Source organism: Paenibacillus sp. sptzw28 (assembly GCF_019550795.1).
Classification (GTDB): domain Bacteria; phylum Bacillota; class Bacilli; order Paenibacillales; family Paenibacillaceae; genus Paenibacillus_Z.
Genome location: NZ_CP080545.1, coordinates 1,972,793 through 1,989,229 on the forward strand (window position 1 = coordinate 1,972,793; position 16,437 = coordinate 1,989,229).

General features: G+C 54.7%; 12 protein-coding genes. 10 read left to right on the forward strand and 2 right to left on the reverse strand.

Annotated elements, in window-relative coordinates:
• The first annotated feature begins 48 nt into the window (after positions 1–48).
• The 3 genes from KZ483_RS08850 (at position 49) to KZ483_RS08860 (ending at position 3,724) form a co-directional block, all read left to right on the forward strand.
• Positions 49–1,740, forward strand: a complete 1,692-nt coding sequence (locus KZ483_RS08850) for a type 2 periplasmic-binding domain-containing protein (protein WP_220352284.1) — start codon at positions 49–51, stop codon at positions 1,738–1,740.
• Between the two features lie 197 nt (positions 1,741–1,937).
• Positions 1,938–2,828, forward strand: coding sequence for an ABC transporter permease (locus KZ483_RS08855; protein WP_220352285.1), 891 nt, complete (start codon positions 1,938–1,940; stop codon positions 2,826–2,828).
• Between the two features lie 17 nt (positions 2,829–2,845).
• On the forward strand, positions 2,846–3,724 hold the full coding sequence (locus KZ483_RS08860; RefSeq protein ID WP_220352286.1) for a carbohydrate ABC transporter permease: 879 nt from the start codon (positions 2,846–2,848) through the stop codon (positions 3,722–3,724).
• Positions 3,725–3,875: 151 nt separating this feature from the next.
• Here the strand turns inward: KZ483_RS08860 and KZ483_RS08865 are convergent, their stop codons facing one another.
• Positions 3,876–4,340 (reverse strand): DinB family protein, encoded by a 465-nt coding sequence (locus tag KZ483_RS08865; protein ID WP_220352287.1) that lies wholly within the window; start codon positions 4,338–4,340, stop codon positions 3,876–3,878.
• 240 nt (positions 4,341–4,580) lie between these two features.
• On the opposite strand from KZ483_RS08865, the gene KZ483_RS08870 reads away from it, so the two are divergent.
• Both KZ483_RS08870 and KZ483_RS08875 read left to right on the forward strand, forming a co-directional pair.
• A complete protein-coding gene (locus KZ483_RS08870) occupies positions 4,581–4,958 on the forward strand; it encodes a hypothetical protein (protein ID WP_220352288.1) in 378 nt (125 codons plus the stop codon).
• A gap of 129 nt (positions 4,959–5,087) precedes the next feature.
• Positions 5,088–11,147, forward strand: a complete 6,060-nt coding sequence (locus KZ483_RS08875; RefSeq protein WP_220352289.1) for a WIAG-tail domain — start codon at positions 5,088–5,090, stop codon at positions 11,145–11,147.
• Between the two features lie 164 nt (positions 11,148–11,311).
• On the opposite strand, the gene KZ483_RS28400 is transcribed toward KZ483_RS08875, so the two are convergent.
• Positions 11,312–11,845, reverse strand: coding sequence for a hypothetical protein (locus KZ483_RS28400; RefSeq protein ID WP_258881800.1), 534 nt, complete (start codon positions 11,843–11,845; stop codon positions 11,312–11,314).
• Between the two features lie 109 nt (positions 11,846–11,954).
• Here KZ483_RS28400 and KZ483_RS28405 point away from each other — a divergent pair, with 109 nt between their 5' ends.
• The 5 genes from KZ483_RS28405 to KZ483_RS08900 are packed head-to-tail and all read left to right on the forward strand — an operon-like array spanning position 11,955 to position 16,395.
• Positions 11,955–12,668, forward strand: coding sequence for a glycosyltransferase family 2 protein (locus KZ483_RS28405; RefSeq protein WP_309568674.1), 714 nt, complete (start codon positions 11,955–11,957; stop codon positions 12,666–12,668).
• A gap of 4 nt (positions 12,669–12,672) precedes the next feature.
• Entirely contained in the window at positions 12,673–13,752 is a 1,080-nt protein-coding gene (locus KZ483_RS08885; RefSeq protein WP_220352291.1) for a hypothetical protein, read from the forward strand.
• On the forward strand, positions 13,749–14,495 hold the full coding sequence (locus KZ483_RS08890) for a glycosyltransferase family 2 protein (RefSeq protein ID WP_220352292.1): 747 nt from the start codon (positions 13,749–13,751) through the stop codon (positions 14,493–14,495). Before KZ483_RS08885 ends, KZ483_RS08890 begins: the two co-directional genes overlap by 4 nt.
• A gap of 23 nt (positions 14,496–14,518) precedes the next feature.
• Entirely contained in the window at positions 14,519–15,241 is a 723-nt protein-coding gene (locus KZ483_RS08895) for a sugar phosphate nucleotidyltransferase (RefSeq protein WP_220352293.1), read from the forward strand.
• Positions 15,238–16,395: a GT-D fold domain-containing protein gene (locus KZ483_RS08900; protein ID WP_258881601.1), complete on the forward strand. Its 1,158-nt coding sequence runs from the start codon at positions 15,238–15,240 to the stop codon at positions 16,393–16,395. Before KZ483_RS08895 ends, KZ483_RS08900 begins: the two co-directional genes overlap by 4 nt.
• Positions 16,396–16,437: the final 42 nt, after the last annotated feature.

Sequence of the window (16,437 nt, forward strand, 5' to 3'; positions counted from 1 at the left end):
ACCCCCCTATAATTATAAATGTAGGAAGATGAATAGAGGGGGAACAACATGAGGTTGAAAAAGACATGGCTAACACTGCTTGCATTGACGCTGGTCATAACTCTGCTGGCAGGATGCTCCGGCAATAAGGCCAAGAATGAAAGCGCAAACACGAACTCCGGCACACCCGGGGATAAGGAACAAGCGGCAAACGTCTACAAGGAGAAATATGATCCACCGGTTACCATTTCGACGGTATGGGGTGTAGACCCGGCACTTACATTCAAGAATAACGAGACTATAGAGAATAACGTCGCCACCAAATGGGCCCGCGATACACTGGGCATCGATATCAAATCGCTTTGGTCGGTTACCGATACGAACGGTGCATTCGCCACCAAGCTCAGACTGGCCATGTCCTCCGGACAAGAGATGCCGGACATGGTTATGATCGGCGATGCGCAGCTCGCGCAGGATTTGATCGACTCAGGCATGTTCCGCGAGGTTGGACCGCTGTTCGATCAATATGCGTCGGACACATGGAAGAAAGCGATGGAGCTCGACAAGAACGTGTGGAATCCCTACGTCCGCGACGGACAGAAGATGGGGATACCGGTTCTCGATTACGCATATAACCATGATTATATGCTGTGGATTCGTCAGGACTGGCTGGACAAGCTGGGCCTTCAAGCACCGAAGACGATCGATGAGCTGGAGAAAGTTATGGATGCGTTCAAGAACAACAATCCGGACGGCCTCAAGCCGGATGACGTCGTTCCGCTCAGCATCGGCTTCAAGAATTCAATGAACACCTGGATGGGCGACCCTTCCTGGATATTCGGCGCCTACGGAACGATTCCGCAGCAGTGGAATCTGGGTACCGACGGTAATCTGGAGTACGGTTCGGCTAATGCAGGCATGAAGCAGGGTCTGCAGAAGCTGAATGAATGGTTTACCAAAAGATTTATCCCGAAAGAAGCGGCTCTATGGGATGAGAACAAGACGTCCGAGCCGGCAGTCGCGGGCAAAGCGGGCATCATCCCCGGCCCGTATTGGATGGGCGGATGGCCTTTATCGGATACAGTGAAGAATGTTAAAGGCGCGGTTTGGAAGCCGATCGCGATTCCGGCCGGTCCTGACGGTAAAGCCGGGCGCCACGGCACGAATTTCACGAACGGTGTCGTTCTGATCAATAAAAACATGAAAAACCCGGAAGCCTTCTTCACTTACGAAAACTATTTATTTGACAATTTTGCAGATCCGCAGCCGGGCAGCAAGTTTGATTTCGGCTTGTTCAAAGGCTATGACTACGATCTCGATGCAGACGGCAAACCGCTTTTCATGGATAAAATTCCGGGCGGTTACGTGAACTCCATCCGTTACCTGCTCGTTCGTGACGGCGCCCGTATTCCGGATGCTCAAATGAAGGCGCTGCTGAATCTTGCGGACGGCAAGGAGCCGAAGACCAGGCTGGAGAAAGAAGTGAAAAACAACTACGGTGCCGAAACGCCTGCTGCGGCGAAGGTGCTGCTGGAACAGAAGGACATTTCTTTCAAGGACATGTTTACCGGACCGATTACCCCAACGATGAAGACCAAAATGGACTACCTGAACAAAATCGAAAGCGAAACGTTCAACCAAATCATCTACGGCAAAAAACCGGCCGACGCTTTCGATGCTTTCGTGCAAACATGGAAATCCTCCGGCGGCGATGAAATCACTAAAGAGGTTAACGATTGGTATGCAGGATTGAGCAAATGAGATTGGTGAGGAAAGCGGCCGGAAGCAGGCCGCTTTTTCTTATTAACCCGTTTTTACACCATGAATTCCGGGGCTGCCGTTCCCGGTCCAAACTGGTTGTAATAGTGCCATTTATATTGGTTTTGCCTGCTTTTGAAGCTTTTTGAAGGTTGCTATAATCGCAATATAACAGGGCAGGGAACAGGGGGACGCAAGAAATGTTCAAGAAAACGTGGCCGTTTCATTTAATGATTTTACCGTCTTTATTGTTTTTGATCGTATTCAGCTATATTCCGATGGCAGGCATCGTGATGGCCTTTCAAGATTTCAAGCCGTGGCTCGGATTCACCGGATCCGATTGGGTCGGACTCAATAATTTCCGGTATTTGTTCGAGCGGCAGGATAGTATGGAGGTCGTGTTCAACACCTTGATAATCGCTTCGTTGAAAATCCTCTTCAATCTGCTGGCGCCCTTTATATTCGCGCTGTTCCTCAATGAAATCCGTAAGCAGGTATTCAAGCGGTTTGTCCAGACGCTCGTATATTTGCCGCATTTCCTATCGTGGGTCATCCTTGGGGGCATCCTGATCGACATTCTTTCGTCGGACGGGGGCTTTGTGAATCAGATCCTTCACTCCTGGTTTGGAATCGGACCGATCTTCTTCCTGGGAGATAATGACTGGTTCCGCGTAACCGTTATCGTCTCGGACGTGTGGAAGGAATTCGGCTTCGGCACGATCGTGTTTCTGGCCGCTCTGGCCAGTATCAATCCGTCCCTTTATGAGGCAGCCGAGGTGGACGGAGCCGGCAGGCTCAAGCAAACGATCCACATTACGATTCCTTCTCTGATCCCGATGGCGGTCGTCGTCGGCACGCTGGCTTTGGGCAATATTTTAAATGCGGGCTTTGACCAGATCTTTAATCTGTACAACCCGCTCGTCTACCAGAAAGGCGACATTATCGATACGTTTGTGTACCGTACGGCTATTCTGAACGGCGAAATGGGCTTCGGAACGGCGATCGGCCTCTTCAAGTCCGTTATCGGTATGGTTCTTATTCTTCTTTCGTACAGGCTTGCCTACAAATGGGCTAATTATCGTATTTTCTAGAATGGAGGCAAACGAACTTGTATCATAAAACGTTACCATACCGAATCTTCAATGTTGCCAATATCGCCCTGCTGCTGCTTTTGTCGATTATGTGCATCATTCCGCTGCTTCATGTGCTGGCGGTTTCGTTCAGCGCCAAATCGGCGGCGGACGCCAATATGGTCGGGCTATGGCCTGTTAATTTTTCTCTCGAGGCATACAAAAAAACGATCGACAACCCGGTTTTTCTGCATTCCATCTGGGTATCCGTTAAACGAACGGTGATAGGCACCGCTCTAACGCTGCTGCTCGCTTTCCTGGCCGCATATCCGCTTTCCAAGGAGAGCACCGTGTTTAAAGCACGGACCGCTTATTCGTGGATATTCGTATTCACGATGGTTTTCAGCGGCGGTTTGGTTCCTTTCTATATCGTTATACAGAAGCTCGGGCTGATGAATAACTTCTGGGTTCTGGTGCTGCCCGGAGCGGTCAATGTTTATTTAACGATATTGATGATGAATTTCTTCCGCGGCATACCGAAGGAGCTTGAGGAAGCTGCGCTGATCGACGGAGCCGGCCATTTCCGCACACTTTTCCGTATTTATTTGCCGGTATCGCTGCCTGCGATCGCCACGCTTGCACTGTTCAGTATCGTCTTTCACTGGAATTCGTGGTTTGACGGTTTGCTCTATATCAACAACAAGGAGGATTTCCCCCTTGCGAGCTTCCTGCAGACCGTTATTATACAGAAGGACCTCAGTTCAATGAGCATCGATCCGAAGGAGCAGGCGCTGCTGTCGCAGAAGACGGTAAGCGCTGCCCAGATCTTTATCGGGGCGCTTCCCGTTCTAATCATGTACCCGTTCCTGCAGAAGTATTTCGTTAAAGGTCTGGTTGTCGGATCGGTTAAAGAGTAGCTGAGGGTAGGGGTTTATCTGCATGTCACAATCATTTTATATCGGTATGGACGTATCGTTTCTGGATGAAATCGAACAAGGCGGAGCAGGTATCTTCACTGACGAAGACGGGCAGCAGATGCATCATGAGAATTTTATATGAAACTATAAGCTATCTTTGCAACCCCCGTCCAATAAAATTGGCCGATACCGGTTGAAAGCCGAGTTCCCTTACCCACACCGATAATTGCCCCATGTGGTGAATCTCATGAGCGATCACGTGCCGCAGGATTTCCCCTTTGCTGTAACGTCCATCACTCCACGGAACGCTCACAAGTTCTTGTTCAAGCTTCTCTGTCCATGTTTGAACGAACGACGCTGTCTCAGCTTTCCAGGAATCGGAAAGCTCCCGGACTTGCGGAATCGACTTATAGTCCTCAAATGAAACCTGGACATCCGGTTTACCTTGTATACCCCGAACCCAGCTGTACTCCACATCTGCAATATGAAATAGCGTATACAGAATACTGCCAGCTCCGCCGATACGTCGACGGAGCAATTCCTCGCCTGGAATTCGCTTGCACAATTCAAACCATTCATCTCTAACCATCCAGTTATATTGAAATAAGTGTATCAACGCGCACCACTCCGTTAACCATAGTTTAACCCCATCATAGTAATTCGAGGTCCGAATAAAATATCCTTGCTGTTGACAATGATAATTATTATCAATTAAAGCAGTTTTGCCGCGACGCAGTCCGGACTTCATTACAGGTCCTCCGGTAAGTGGAAGCTATCCACTCATGAAAACTCAATTGTGTACGACTTTTTATTCACCCCGCAGTTCTTGTATATCGGCCTAGATCGGGGCATCTCGATGTATGACAGAATCGCAGACCGCTGGGCCGTTTTCGAGCTTGGTCTTGGCGTTGCTTCACTTGCGGCATCGAGGCAGCATCTGTATGGAGCGAGCGATCGCGGCGATCTCGTGGTCAGTAACAGTCGAGGCGGCTTTAACACGAGCCGGTTTGACGGAATTCATATTTTTTCCGTTGTATCCAGGCAGCCGGATGCATATGCTTGCACTGACCACGGCCTATACCGCATCACTCTGAGGAACGAACAAGTCACACTCTTTTCGGTCAAGCCAGGCGTGCCTGTCACCGACATCGATTGGTACGGTACAGAGCTTTATATGGCCACTCTGTCAAGAGGCGTACAAATGATCCAAACCGAGCCGTGGTGCCCTCACTAACCGACGGTTTTTTCTGCTGCAGCCGCCCGTTGAGTATTTTCCGCTGAAATCGTCCGCCGCTCAAGTGACCTGCCCATGGGTGAATGCATATGATACCTATGACATCTTAGCTTGAAGAAGGAGAGGGCTATGGCGAAGAGCAGAAAAGGGAACAGCCCCAAAGGGCGAAAACCGTTATTTTACGTGGATAATCCGAATGCTTCGGAGTTGAAATGGCTCGACGAGTTGAAAAAAAAACCTGCAGCTCAGCGCGCGGGTGAGAAAAAAACGGTACAGGTGCATGCTTTTGCTCCGGTTCTGGAGCCTGAGATTCAGTCCCAGCCTCAGGCGGAGCCTCAACCGGAACCTCAGCAGCAGCAGCAGCCTCACTTTCAGCTTCAAACTCCGCCGCAGCAGCTGCGGGAGGAGGCGTTTTCGACCGTTTTTGAGGCGGTAGACATCTCCAAAACCTCCGACGCCGCTGAATCGGCAGCGGAGACAGACAAGGTTGAACAAATTGCCAAAGAGACCGAGCTGCCGGCCAGTAAGGAGGCTGAACTGCCGGAAGAGCTGCCGAAACTTGATTCGGCGAGCAAGGAAGAAATTGCCGAGGAGCGGCGTTTGCCGGATCAACCTCAGCCGTTTGTGTTCACCGACGATATCGCGGACAATGCGATCACGACAGACAAAATTGCGCATGGTGCGGTCGATGCGTTTCGGCTGAAAGCCGGTTCTGTCGTCACGCAGACGATTGCCGATTTTGCGGTAGAAAGCATCAAAATCACGGACGGTGCGATCGTTTCGTCCAAAATAGCTTCAGAATCGATTACCAGCGATCATTTGGCCAAAAACGCTATTTCCGGGTCGAAAATTCGCGACCGGTCGATTACGGGGGAGAAGCTGCGCGATAACAGCATCACCTCGGAGAAGCTCGCCGACCGGACGATCAGCGCCGATAAGCTTGCTGAAGGCTCCATCGAGGCGAAGCATCTGAAGCCGTTTACGATAACCACAGAGATGCTTGACGATCAATCAGTTACAACAAGCAAACTAAAGAGCGGCACGATTCGCACTGAAAATATCGCCAACGATGCGATTCATACATCCAAAATAGCGGATGGCTCGGTGACGAGGTCTAAGCTGCGCGACCAATCGGTCACCAGCGAGAAAATCGGCTTGGGCGCCATCGAATCCGTACACCTTAAACCCGGACTGCTGCTCGCCGAGCATGTTGCCGCAGGTGTGCTGCTGGGAAAGCATTTGGCCCCGGGCGAAATCACCGCAAACCATTTAGCCGAAGGAGCGGTCGGGTCAAGAGTGCTGGGGCAAGCAGCGGTCACCGGACCGGCAATCGCGGAGGGAGCCGTCGGATCGGCGCATCTGCAGGAAAGGTCCGTAAAAGGAAATCACCTCGCATTAAATGAGCTCGGTGCTGAGCATTTGGCAGACTTAGCCGTTACATCGCCGAAGATCGCCGATATGGCGGTTTCAACGATTAAGCTTGTCGACCATGCAGTCACCGCTTCCAAAATAGCCGATCAAAGCATTACAACCACGAAGCTTGCGGACGATTCGGTGCAGGGGAAACATCTGGGCCGTGCGAGCGTAAGCTCGGATAAAATTGCTCCTAACAGCATCGAAGAGGGGCATATCACTCCCGGTTCGGTCGGACCCAAACAGCTTGCCGCCGGAAGTGTGCAAACCGGTCATTTGGCCGACGGCCTGGTTACAGAACGTAAGCTAGCCGCGAAAGCCGTTCAGCAGGAGCATCTTGCCGACGGGTCGGTAGGCCGGGCGCAGCTGGCGAACGAATCGGTCAGTGAAAGTAAGCTCACTCCCGGCAGCGTAAGCGGCAAGAAAATAGCCGAAAATGCGGTAGGTACGAAGCATTTGGCAGATGAAGCGATCACCTTTCATAAAATATCGCCGGGAGCGATTCGTTCTTATCATTTGTCACCTGGCGCGGTTACCGAGGAAACAGTATCCAGCGAGGCGATCAGTTCGCACCATTTGCAGCCGGGCCTGGTTAAATCCGCACACCTTGCGGATCTTGCGGTCGGCACCGAATCATTGCAGGACGGAGCGGTAAAATCGCAAAAGCTTGCAAACGGAGCGGTTACGGAGAGACATCTGGCGGCAGGAGCTGTTTATTCTCATCACTTGGCAGATCATGTCGTTAATTCGCTCAAGCTATCCCCCGATTGCGTTTCTACCGATAAGCTGACTGACTTGGCGGTGACCACAAGCAAGCTTGCCGACGGCAGTGTGACATCCGCAAAGCTGGCAATAGGAGCGGTTACGGGCCAACAGCTTGCCCCGCAACTAGTCGGCAGCGAGCATCTGGCTCCGGGAGTTGTCAAAGCTGGCCATCTTGCGGAACAGACTGTTAATGCCCGTCATCTTGCCGCCGGCGCTGTTGGCAGCGATGCGATAGCAGACGGAGCGGTAACGGCAGTTAAGCTGGCCGCCGGTGCGATTGAAGGCAATCACCTTGCGGAAGAAGCCATTGACAGCCGGCATTTGTCGGAGCAATCGGTGCTTGGCGTTCATCTTGGCGTCGATAGCGTACGTGAGATGCATCTGAGCCGCGAGGCCGTTACTGAGGATAAATTGGCTGGCGGCAGTGTCGGCAGCCTTCATTTGCAAAAAGGCGCCATAGGTTCGCAATCCATACAGGATAAGGCGATTCTTACCACACATGTCTCACCGGGTGCAATTGGCACAGAGCAGCTGGCCGATTCGTCCGTAGGCAGCTTGCAGCTGAAGAACGAAAGCGTCCTTCTCCAACATTTAAGCGAGAACGCCGTCGGCACCGATCAGCTTGCGGACGGCGCAGTAACAGGCTCCAAGCTGGCTCCGGTGACAGTTAGCGGCGAGCATATTCTGCTCGAGACGATTGCGGGAAAACATTTGCGGGCTGAATCCATTCAAGGCTACCATATCCGTAAAGGATCGATCACGCATGTGCATCTGGCCGGAGAATTGATGGCGTTTGATAAATTCCCGGATGGCGTCATTCACGGCAGCAAAATTAAACCGGGGACAATCGGAGCCGGGCACATTATCCAAGGCAGCATAGACGTTGATCACTTGGCGCCCGGTTCCGTAAGCACGGGGCACCTGCAGGAAGGCTCGGTGACCCTGGACAAAATCGCGGAGCGATCGATCACGACGGCACATATTATTCCCGGATCCGTCGACAGCTTAGCACTCGCGGACAGCGCTGTTACGAGCGCTAAGCTGGCTTCAGGCGCGGTAGTTGCAGAGTCGCTGCAGGATGGCGCGGTGACGGAAGCGAAGCTTGCCGCAGGTGCGGTAGGAGTGGATTCGCTTCAGGACAGCGCTGTTACGAGCGCAAAGCTGGCTTCAGATTCGGTAGGAGCAGAGTCGCTGCAGGATGGCGCGGTAACGGAAGCGAAGCTGGCCGCAGGCGCGGTAGGAACGGAGTCGCTGAAGGACGGCGCGGTGACGGGAGCGAAGCTGGCCGTAGGCGCGGTTAAAGCGGAGTCGCTGCGAGACGGCGCGGTGACAGGAGCGAAGCTGGCCGCAGGCGCGGTAGGAGTGGAGTCACTGCAGGACGGCGCGGTGACGGGAGCGAAACTGGCCGCAGGCGCGGTTAAAGCAGAGTCGCTGCGGGACGGTGCAGTGACGGTAACGAAGCTGGCCGCAGGTGCGGTAGGAGCGAAGACGCTGCAGGACGGCGCAGTGACGGAAGCGAAGCTGGCGGCTGGCGCAGTGAGCACGGAGTCGCTGCAGGATGGTGCGGTGACGGAAGCGAAGCTGGCGGCAGGCGCGGTGAGCACGGAGACGCTGCAGGACGGCGCAGTGACGGAAGCGAAGCTGGCGGCAGGCGCGGTGAGCACGGAGTCGCTGCAGGATTGTGCGGTGACGGAAGCGAAGCTGGCGTCAGGCGCAGTGAGCACGGAGTCGCTGCAGGATGGTGCGGTGACGGAAGCGAAGCTGGCGTCAGGCGTGGTGAGCGCGGAGACGCTGCAGGACGGCGCAGTGACGGAAGCGAAGCTGGCGGCAGGCGCGGTGAGCACGGAGTCGCTGCAGGACGGCGCAGTGACGGAAGCGAAGCTGGCAGCAGGCGCGGTGAGCACGGAGACGCTGCAGGACGGCGCAGTGACGGAAGCGAAGCTGGCGGCAGGCGCTGTAGGAGCGGATTCGCTGCAGGAGGGCGCAGTCTCCCAAAATAAAATCGCGATACGGTCAATAACGGCTGCACACTTTATTCCCGGATCCGTCGAGAGCGAAGCGCTTGCGGACCGAGCTGTTACGAGTGCGAAACTGTCGGCGGGAGCGGTGAGCACGGAATCGCTGCAGGACGGCGTTGTTACGAGTACGAAGCTGGCGGCCGGTGCGGTTAGCGCGGAATCGCTTCAAGATGGCATTGTAACGGGCACGAAGCTGGCGGCAGGCGCGGTGAGCAGGGAATCGCTGCAGGACGGCGTTGTTTCAAGTGCGAAGCTGGCGGCAGGTGCAGTGAGCGTGGAATCGCTGCAGGATGGCATTGTAACGAGCGCGAAGCTGGCGGCAGGCGCGGTGAGCACGGAGTCGCTGCAGGACGGCGCGGTGACGGAAGCGAAGCTGGCGGCAGGCGCGGTTAGCGCAGAGACGCTGCAGGATGGCGCGGTGACGGAAGCGAAGCTGGCGGCAGGCGCGGTGAGCACGGAGTCGCTGCAGGACGGCGCGGTGACGGAAGCGAAGCTGGCGGCAGGCGCGGTTAGCGCAGAGACGCTGCAGGATGGCGCGGTGACGGAAGCGAAGCTGGCGGCAGGCGCGGTAGGAGCGGATTCGCTGCAGGAAGGCGCGGTCTCCCAAAATAAAATCGCGATACGGTCAATAACGGCTGCGCACTTTATTCCCGGATCCGTCGAGAGCGAAGCGCTTGCGGACCGAGCTGTTACGAGTGCGAAACTGTCGGCGGGAGCGGTTAACGCGGAATCGCTGCAGGACGGCGTTGTTTCAAGCGCGAAGCTGGCGGCCGGTGCAGTGAGCGTGGAATCGCTGCAGGACGGCGTTGTTACGAGTGCGAAGCTGGCCGCAGGCGCAGTGAGCGTGGAATCGCTGCAGGAAGGCGCAGTGACGGAAACGAAGCTGGCCGCAGGCGCGGTGAGCGTGGAATCGCTGCAGGATGGCGCAGTGACGGAAACGAAGCTGGCCGCAGGCGCGGTTAGCGCGGTGACGCTGCAGGATGGTGCGGTTACGGAAACGAAGCTGGCCCCAGGCGCGGTACGCGCGGACTCACTGCAGGATGGCGCGGTAACGAAAGCGAAGCTCGCAGTGGGAGCAGTTAGCACCGAGACGCTGCAGGATGGCGCGGTGACAGGAACGAAGCTAGCTCTAGGCGCGGTTAGTGGAGAGACGCTGCAGGATGGCACGGTAACGGAAGCGAAGCTCGCGGTGGGAGCAGTTAGCACCGAGTCGCTGCAGGACGGGGCGGTAACTCTCGGTAAGATTGCGGTACGCTCGGTAACGACTGCACATTTGATTCCCGGTTCGATCGAGAGCGATTCTTTGCAGGATGGCGCAGTAACCATTGATAAACTCGCCGCTGGCGCAGTCGGTACGGAAGCGCTGCAGGACGGTGCGGTAACGGCGGAAAAATTAGCGCCCGGACTGCTCCAGCAGTCTCTCTTATCCGATTCATTGCTCGCAGAAGGCGCGGTGTCGAACGAGAATTTGGCAGATGCCGCGGTCACAGTCGATAAAATAGCGCAGGAAGCGGTCTCAGCCGATAAAATAGCGCAGGGAGCGGTCACAGCCGAAAAAATAGCACAGGGAGCGGTCACAGCTGATAAACTAGCGCATGGATCGATAACTGTGGACCATTTAGCGCCGGACGTCATTCCCTCATTAATACCGGTTGAAATCAGCGGCGCAGAGCTCGAGGATGGAACCATAAGCGTCGAAAAGCTTGATTTTACGCCAATTACAACAATCAAGCAGACGGCTGCCGTTTTCCAGCAATTCGGTCTGACACCGTACAATTTGTCCGGTCAAGCCGAGCAGTTGGATGTAACGCTCATTTTCGACGAACCTTTCGTAAACGATTCATATGTTTTCGTTGCTACTACAGATCAACCATCCTGCTTTGCCGTCATCAAAACAAAAACGCCTTCCGCCATCCAGCTTACGGTTGTGCGGACGCGGATCAGCCCCGAACCTAAAGGGTTCATTAACTGGATTGCGATAGGTCTCAAATAACCAATAACACAATCGATAACCTCTGCGGATCACCCTTTCAATGGGTGCCGCAGAGGTTATTTTGTTTATGTTTGGCCAATCAAGCTTTAATCAGGCTCCATCCACCCATAGCGAGAGCCCCAGTAATGCGCGAGGCTGTAGCCTTGACGTACAAATGCCGTTCCTCATGCGCTTACGTGTCCATACAATAAATTGTAGAAGGACTGTCTACTTTGCGGTTTGCCGTAATGATCCGTATTTGACGAAAGGGTGAATATGTTGAGGTATCCCTTAGGCTTCAGGCGAACGGCTTCATACCTCACTTCAACCTCGCGGGCGGGTGTGGTAATCGGACGGAGGAGCAAAGGAAGAGCAAAGTTATCAGGAAACAAAAGACTGATTCCCTCGTCACTGGCCGCCTCCAAGCCTTTGCCGACAGCCTTCATAAGCGCTGCATCAAATCGATTAGCCGGTCGGGGAGCCTCCCGCGGCTTGGCTAAAGCAGCATTTTCGGGCGGTAAGCGGGCAGCTGCTGTACGCCATACGAGCAGGAAATCTCCGCCGCCCCGGCTTGCGGGCGGAAGATCCGGCGGACACGCAGCAGCATCAGGCGGTGCTAAGCGGTCGAAGCTGCGTTCGCGGCAAGCCGTTTCGGCGCACCGGAACACCGCCTGGAAGCAGCGGAAAGGACGTATTCCCGGCACTAAGCCACGTGGCATAAAGCATGACGAATATAAAAGCCCGGCCTTTAGTCCGGCTCATGGGTCTGTTATTGTTCAAGGTCAGGCCGGAAGAGCCGACGGAAAAGAGGGAACAGCCGTTTCAGTTATTGTTCCGGTAATGAATGAGAGGCGAACGATCGGCCGTGTTATCCGCGAAGCTCAGCGTATTCATGAAAGCACGGAGGTTATCGTAGTCGTTAACGGCTCGACCGACGGTTCTGCTGCTATCGCCAGACGAAGCGGCGCGCGCGTCATCGAATACGCGGAGCCGCTTGGTCATGATGTCGGACGCAGCATCGGGGCTTCTTCGGCGAACGGCCGGGTGCTTCTCTTTATCGATGGCGATATGATTATTCCCGCGGGGGCGCTCAAGCCTTTCGTTCAAGCCGTTCTGTCGGGAGAAACTGACGTTGCGCTGAACAATTATTCCGGGCCGACGAATAAACCGGTCGTTCACAGCGTCGTCCTTGCAAAGCACGCGCTTAACGCGCTTCTTAACCGGCCGGATTTGAACGGCACATCGATGACGGCGGTGCCGCATGCGATAAGCCGAAAGGCACTTGAAACGATTGGGGTAGATGCGCTTTCCGTACCGCCTCTCGCGCATGCCAAAGCGGTACAGCTCGGACTTCGCGTTGCACCTGTCCGCCGCATTAATGTCGGCAAGCTGAATCTGCCGCGTGTCGGGCGGGAGCGGACGAATCCACTCGAGCTGCTCATTGTCGGCGATCATTTGGAAGCAATTGATTGGATGATAAGTCAAAACAGCGGATCTGAAGGCTCCGCGGATTGGCCGCGAAAACAGGACATGACGAGGTGAGCGCATGCGAAAATCGAAGCCGGCCAGATCAAGTAAAAGACATAATCAAGCGTTTAGAATCTCGCGTTCAAAGCCTAACGGCCAAAGCAAACATAAACGGCGGAGGATTCGAACCGCTCCAAGATTATCCAGCGGCAGCTTAAGGCCGGCTTACGAGGCCGGATCCCAAGATGCGGCTTCTTTGCAAGGTGGAAGCAGCGCCATTCAGGATCCGGATTGGCTGAAGCGCCGGATTAATGATAGCTGGACTGGGCGCTGCGGGAGCCGGGACGGCGGCCAAATCACCGATTTATTGCTTAGACAGGGAAAAGCATATGCGGATGGTTTTACCGATGCCCTGCGTTGGCCAAGACAATCCTGGCTGCCTGTGCCTCTGGACAGAACAGCGGCAGCCGTCGTCCTAACCGGCGGAAAAGCTATCGACCGGGGTTCACTGGAGGAGCTGCTTCGCTTGCCGCTGCAGGAAATTATCGTGATTCTTAGGGATGCGGAGGGCCGTGAGTTTAGCCAAATCCGCAATGTACCGGGCATCACGATCGTCTATCCGGGAGAACCCTTCGGCGGCATTCGGTCCGTAGGCGCCAAGATTTCCAACGTGGACACCGTATTATTCGCGGATGGGAGCAAGCGTATCCCGGCCGAACGACTGGCCATCCTCCTTAAAACGGTGGATAGCGGGGCGGACGTGGCAATCAGTGATACCACGGCTTCTCTTGGCGTTTTCCGGAATTGGGATGATCTGTCGCGAGTGAGAGCTTTCATCAACTGGTCGCTCAGACGTCCTGAATTAGGGGCAAACTCAGCCGAGACGCTCCCCAACGCCTGGTCGAGAAGAGCGATCGAAACGATTGGAATAACCGCGCTTGCGATTCCGCCAATTGCCCATCAGGCGGCAATCGGCCATGACCTGAATATCGCTGTTTGCCCGAATATTCGGGAGCCGAAGGAAAAAGACGGTTCAACAAAGCTTTCTCTCGATGAGCATATTGAGGCGCTGAAAGCGGCGATGGAATTAAAGGGGAGCAGACTGACCCTTTACGACCGTGTCAGGCGCCGCAGCCATGCTGGAGGTGGACGTCAATGAAACGAACGAGCATTATCATTCCAACGCACAATGGTCTTGGTCTCGTCCAGCAAACAGTCGACTCGATCCGTCGGTTCACCGACGAGCAGAAAACGCCGTATGAGCTGATCATCGTCGATAACCGTTCGACGGACGGAACCTGTGAATGGTGCATCCGGGAGAGAATTCCGTTCATTTCACTGCCGTACAACACCGGTTTTCCAGCAGCGTGCAATAAAGGGCTGCGCATGGCATCAGGAGATAATCTGCTTCTCCTTAATAACGATGTCATCGTTTCGCATGGATGGCTGGACGGTCTTCTGCAATCGCTCTACAGCAGCGATGAGGTTGGAATGGTAGGTCCGGTAACGAACTACGCAAGCGGGAGACAGCAAGTGCAGTATCCCTTCGATTCTATGGATGAATTTCACCGGGTGGCGAAAGAGCTGAGAAATCAGCCGGAATTGCTTGCCGAGCCGATTCTTCGGCTCGTCGGTTTCTGTATGCTGTTTAAACGGGATTTGTATGAGCGGATCGGCGAGCTCGATGAGGGTTTCTCACCAGGCCATTACGAGGATGACGACTACTGCCTGCGTGCGCGAATGAACGGCTTTATTCTGTTGATGTGCCGAAGCGTGTTCGTGCACCACCTGGGAAGCGCAAGCTTCAATCGGAGCGACCCAAGCGCGCTGCAGCAGCTTGTCGAATGCAACCGGCAGCGATTTATGGGGAAGTGGCAGATCGATCCTGCTGTTTTTATATGAATTCGTAAGAGGAGGTCTTCCATTTGAAAGCTGTCATCTTGGCCGGCGGAACCGGGACGCGGTTACTGCCGCTTACAAGACTGATGAACAAACATTTACTGCCCGTCGGGAAGCTTCCAATGATTTGTTACAGTATTGAGAAGCTCAAAGAAGCAGGCATAACCGACATTCTGATCGTTACGGGGCGGGACGCAGCGGGATCGTTCACATCGTTTCTGGGAAGCGGCCGCGATTACGAAGTTTCGCTGACCTACCGGGTTCAGGAGGAAGCAGGGGGAATCGCCCAGGCGCTGGAATTGGCGCGGCCGTTCGTCGCCGGTGACCGGAAATTCCTTGTACTGCTCGGAGATAATTTATTCGAGGAGCCGTTAAAGCCGCACCTTGAAGCATTTGAACGTCAGCCGGAGGGGGCGATGGTGCTGCTCAAAAAGGTACCGGACCCGGAGCGCTACGGTGTCCCGGTATTCGGCGAGAACGGCGCCATTCTCCGAATCGATGAGAAACCGTCCCTTCCTCAGACGGACAGCTGCGTAACCGGTATTTATCTGTTCGACAACTCGGTGTTTACGTTTATTGCCGGGCAAACGCCTTCGCAGCGAGGAGAACTGGAAATTACCGATGTGAATAACGCATATGCAGCAAAAGGGCTGCTGAAGCATTCCCTGTTAAGCGGTTGGTGGACGGATGCCGGGACTTTCGAATCCCTGTATGAAGCTTCCGCGAAGCTTATGGGGACCGCGCCATGAGCGGCCGAAATAAAATATTTCATAACCGGTCGATTATGCCGGTTGTGGTTACTCATGCCGTGATGAACGGTCCTAAGCCTGAACAACCGGCATCGCCCAAGAGGGTAAGGAATCTGCAGCCCCGGACATCTCCCAAGCGGAAGGCAGCCGGCGCACCGGCCGGGCAAACCCGAAGCCGCATTGCGGGAGATAAACGGACTTATTCATCCAAGAAACGGACAAGATTGGGGGTTCGCCCTGTTTCCAAAGGCCAGCACCGTCGTCTGCGGAAGCAGTCGAACGGTAAGCTCAGGCAGGAGACGTACGTAGAAACGGAAGCGCATGATCACCGCGAGTCCGCTTTTACCGCAGGCTACGAGCTTGGTAAATACGAAGGCGGCGAACAATGGCTGGAGCAATTGGTGCCGGCGAATGTGCTGCTTCCCGAGGTGACCCTTCAGGAGGTTATTGCCGCCGGCGTTGAACGGCTGCGGCCGATGCTTTATCCGCTAATTGATGTCCAGGATGTATATGCGGAGATGGAGCAAGCCATTGTGTCGGATCGGCCGTGCGCAGTAGTCAGATTAGGCGACGGGGAGCTTCTCGCGCTTTCGCAGGGAGGCGTTTATGATGTCGAAACGGTGAAGAGGGAAGGCCGGTTTCTACCCTATGCAGGGGTAGATCCCCCGGATTTCGCCGCACGCGACCAGCTCGCACTGGCTGTACGTCATGCACAGATCGTGGGAGTACCGCAATCGAGACGGAAACATTTCCAACCGTTGCTGCATCCGGTTCTGCGAAGCCACGATATTGACGCCGGATCGCTGCGAATGACGAATTCCACGATTAATTACGGCTTATATCAAGCGGGACTGCTTACCCAACTGCTTACAGGCCGCAAGCTTCTTGTTATCGGTAATGCGGCGTCTGAACTGGCACGTGTGTTGACGGGACGCGGATATACGGTGTCCGGAGTCATCAGTCCGGTTAAAGGTTTTCCCGATATTGAGCGGGTCATGGCGGAGTTGCGGGACTCTGACTTCGATCTGGCGCTCGTTTCCGCAGGAATTCCGGCGGTTATCCTCTGCTGGAGGATCGCGGCGGAACGGGGGAAGGTGGCACTCGATTTCGGCCATATGGCCGATATGATCGTCAATGGGAACTATACGCTCTAATCGATGACCGGTTTGAAGGATAAGCGAAAATAGGGGTGGAAA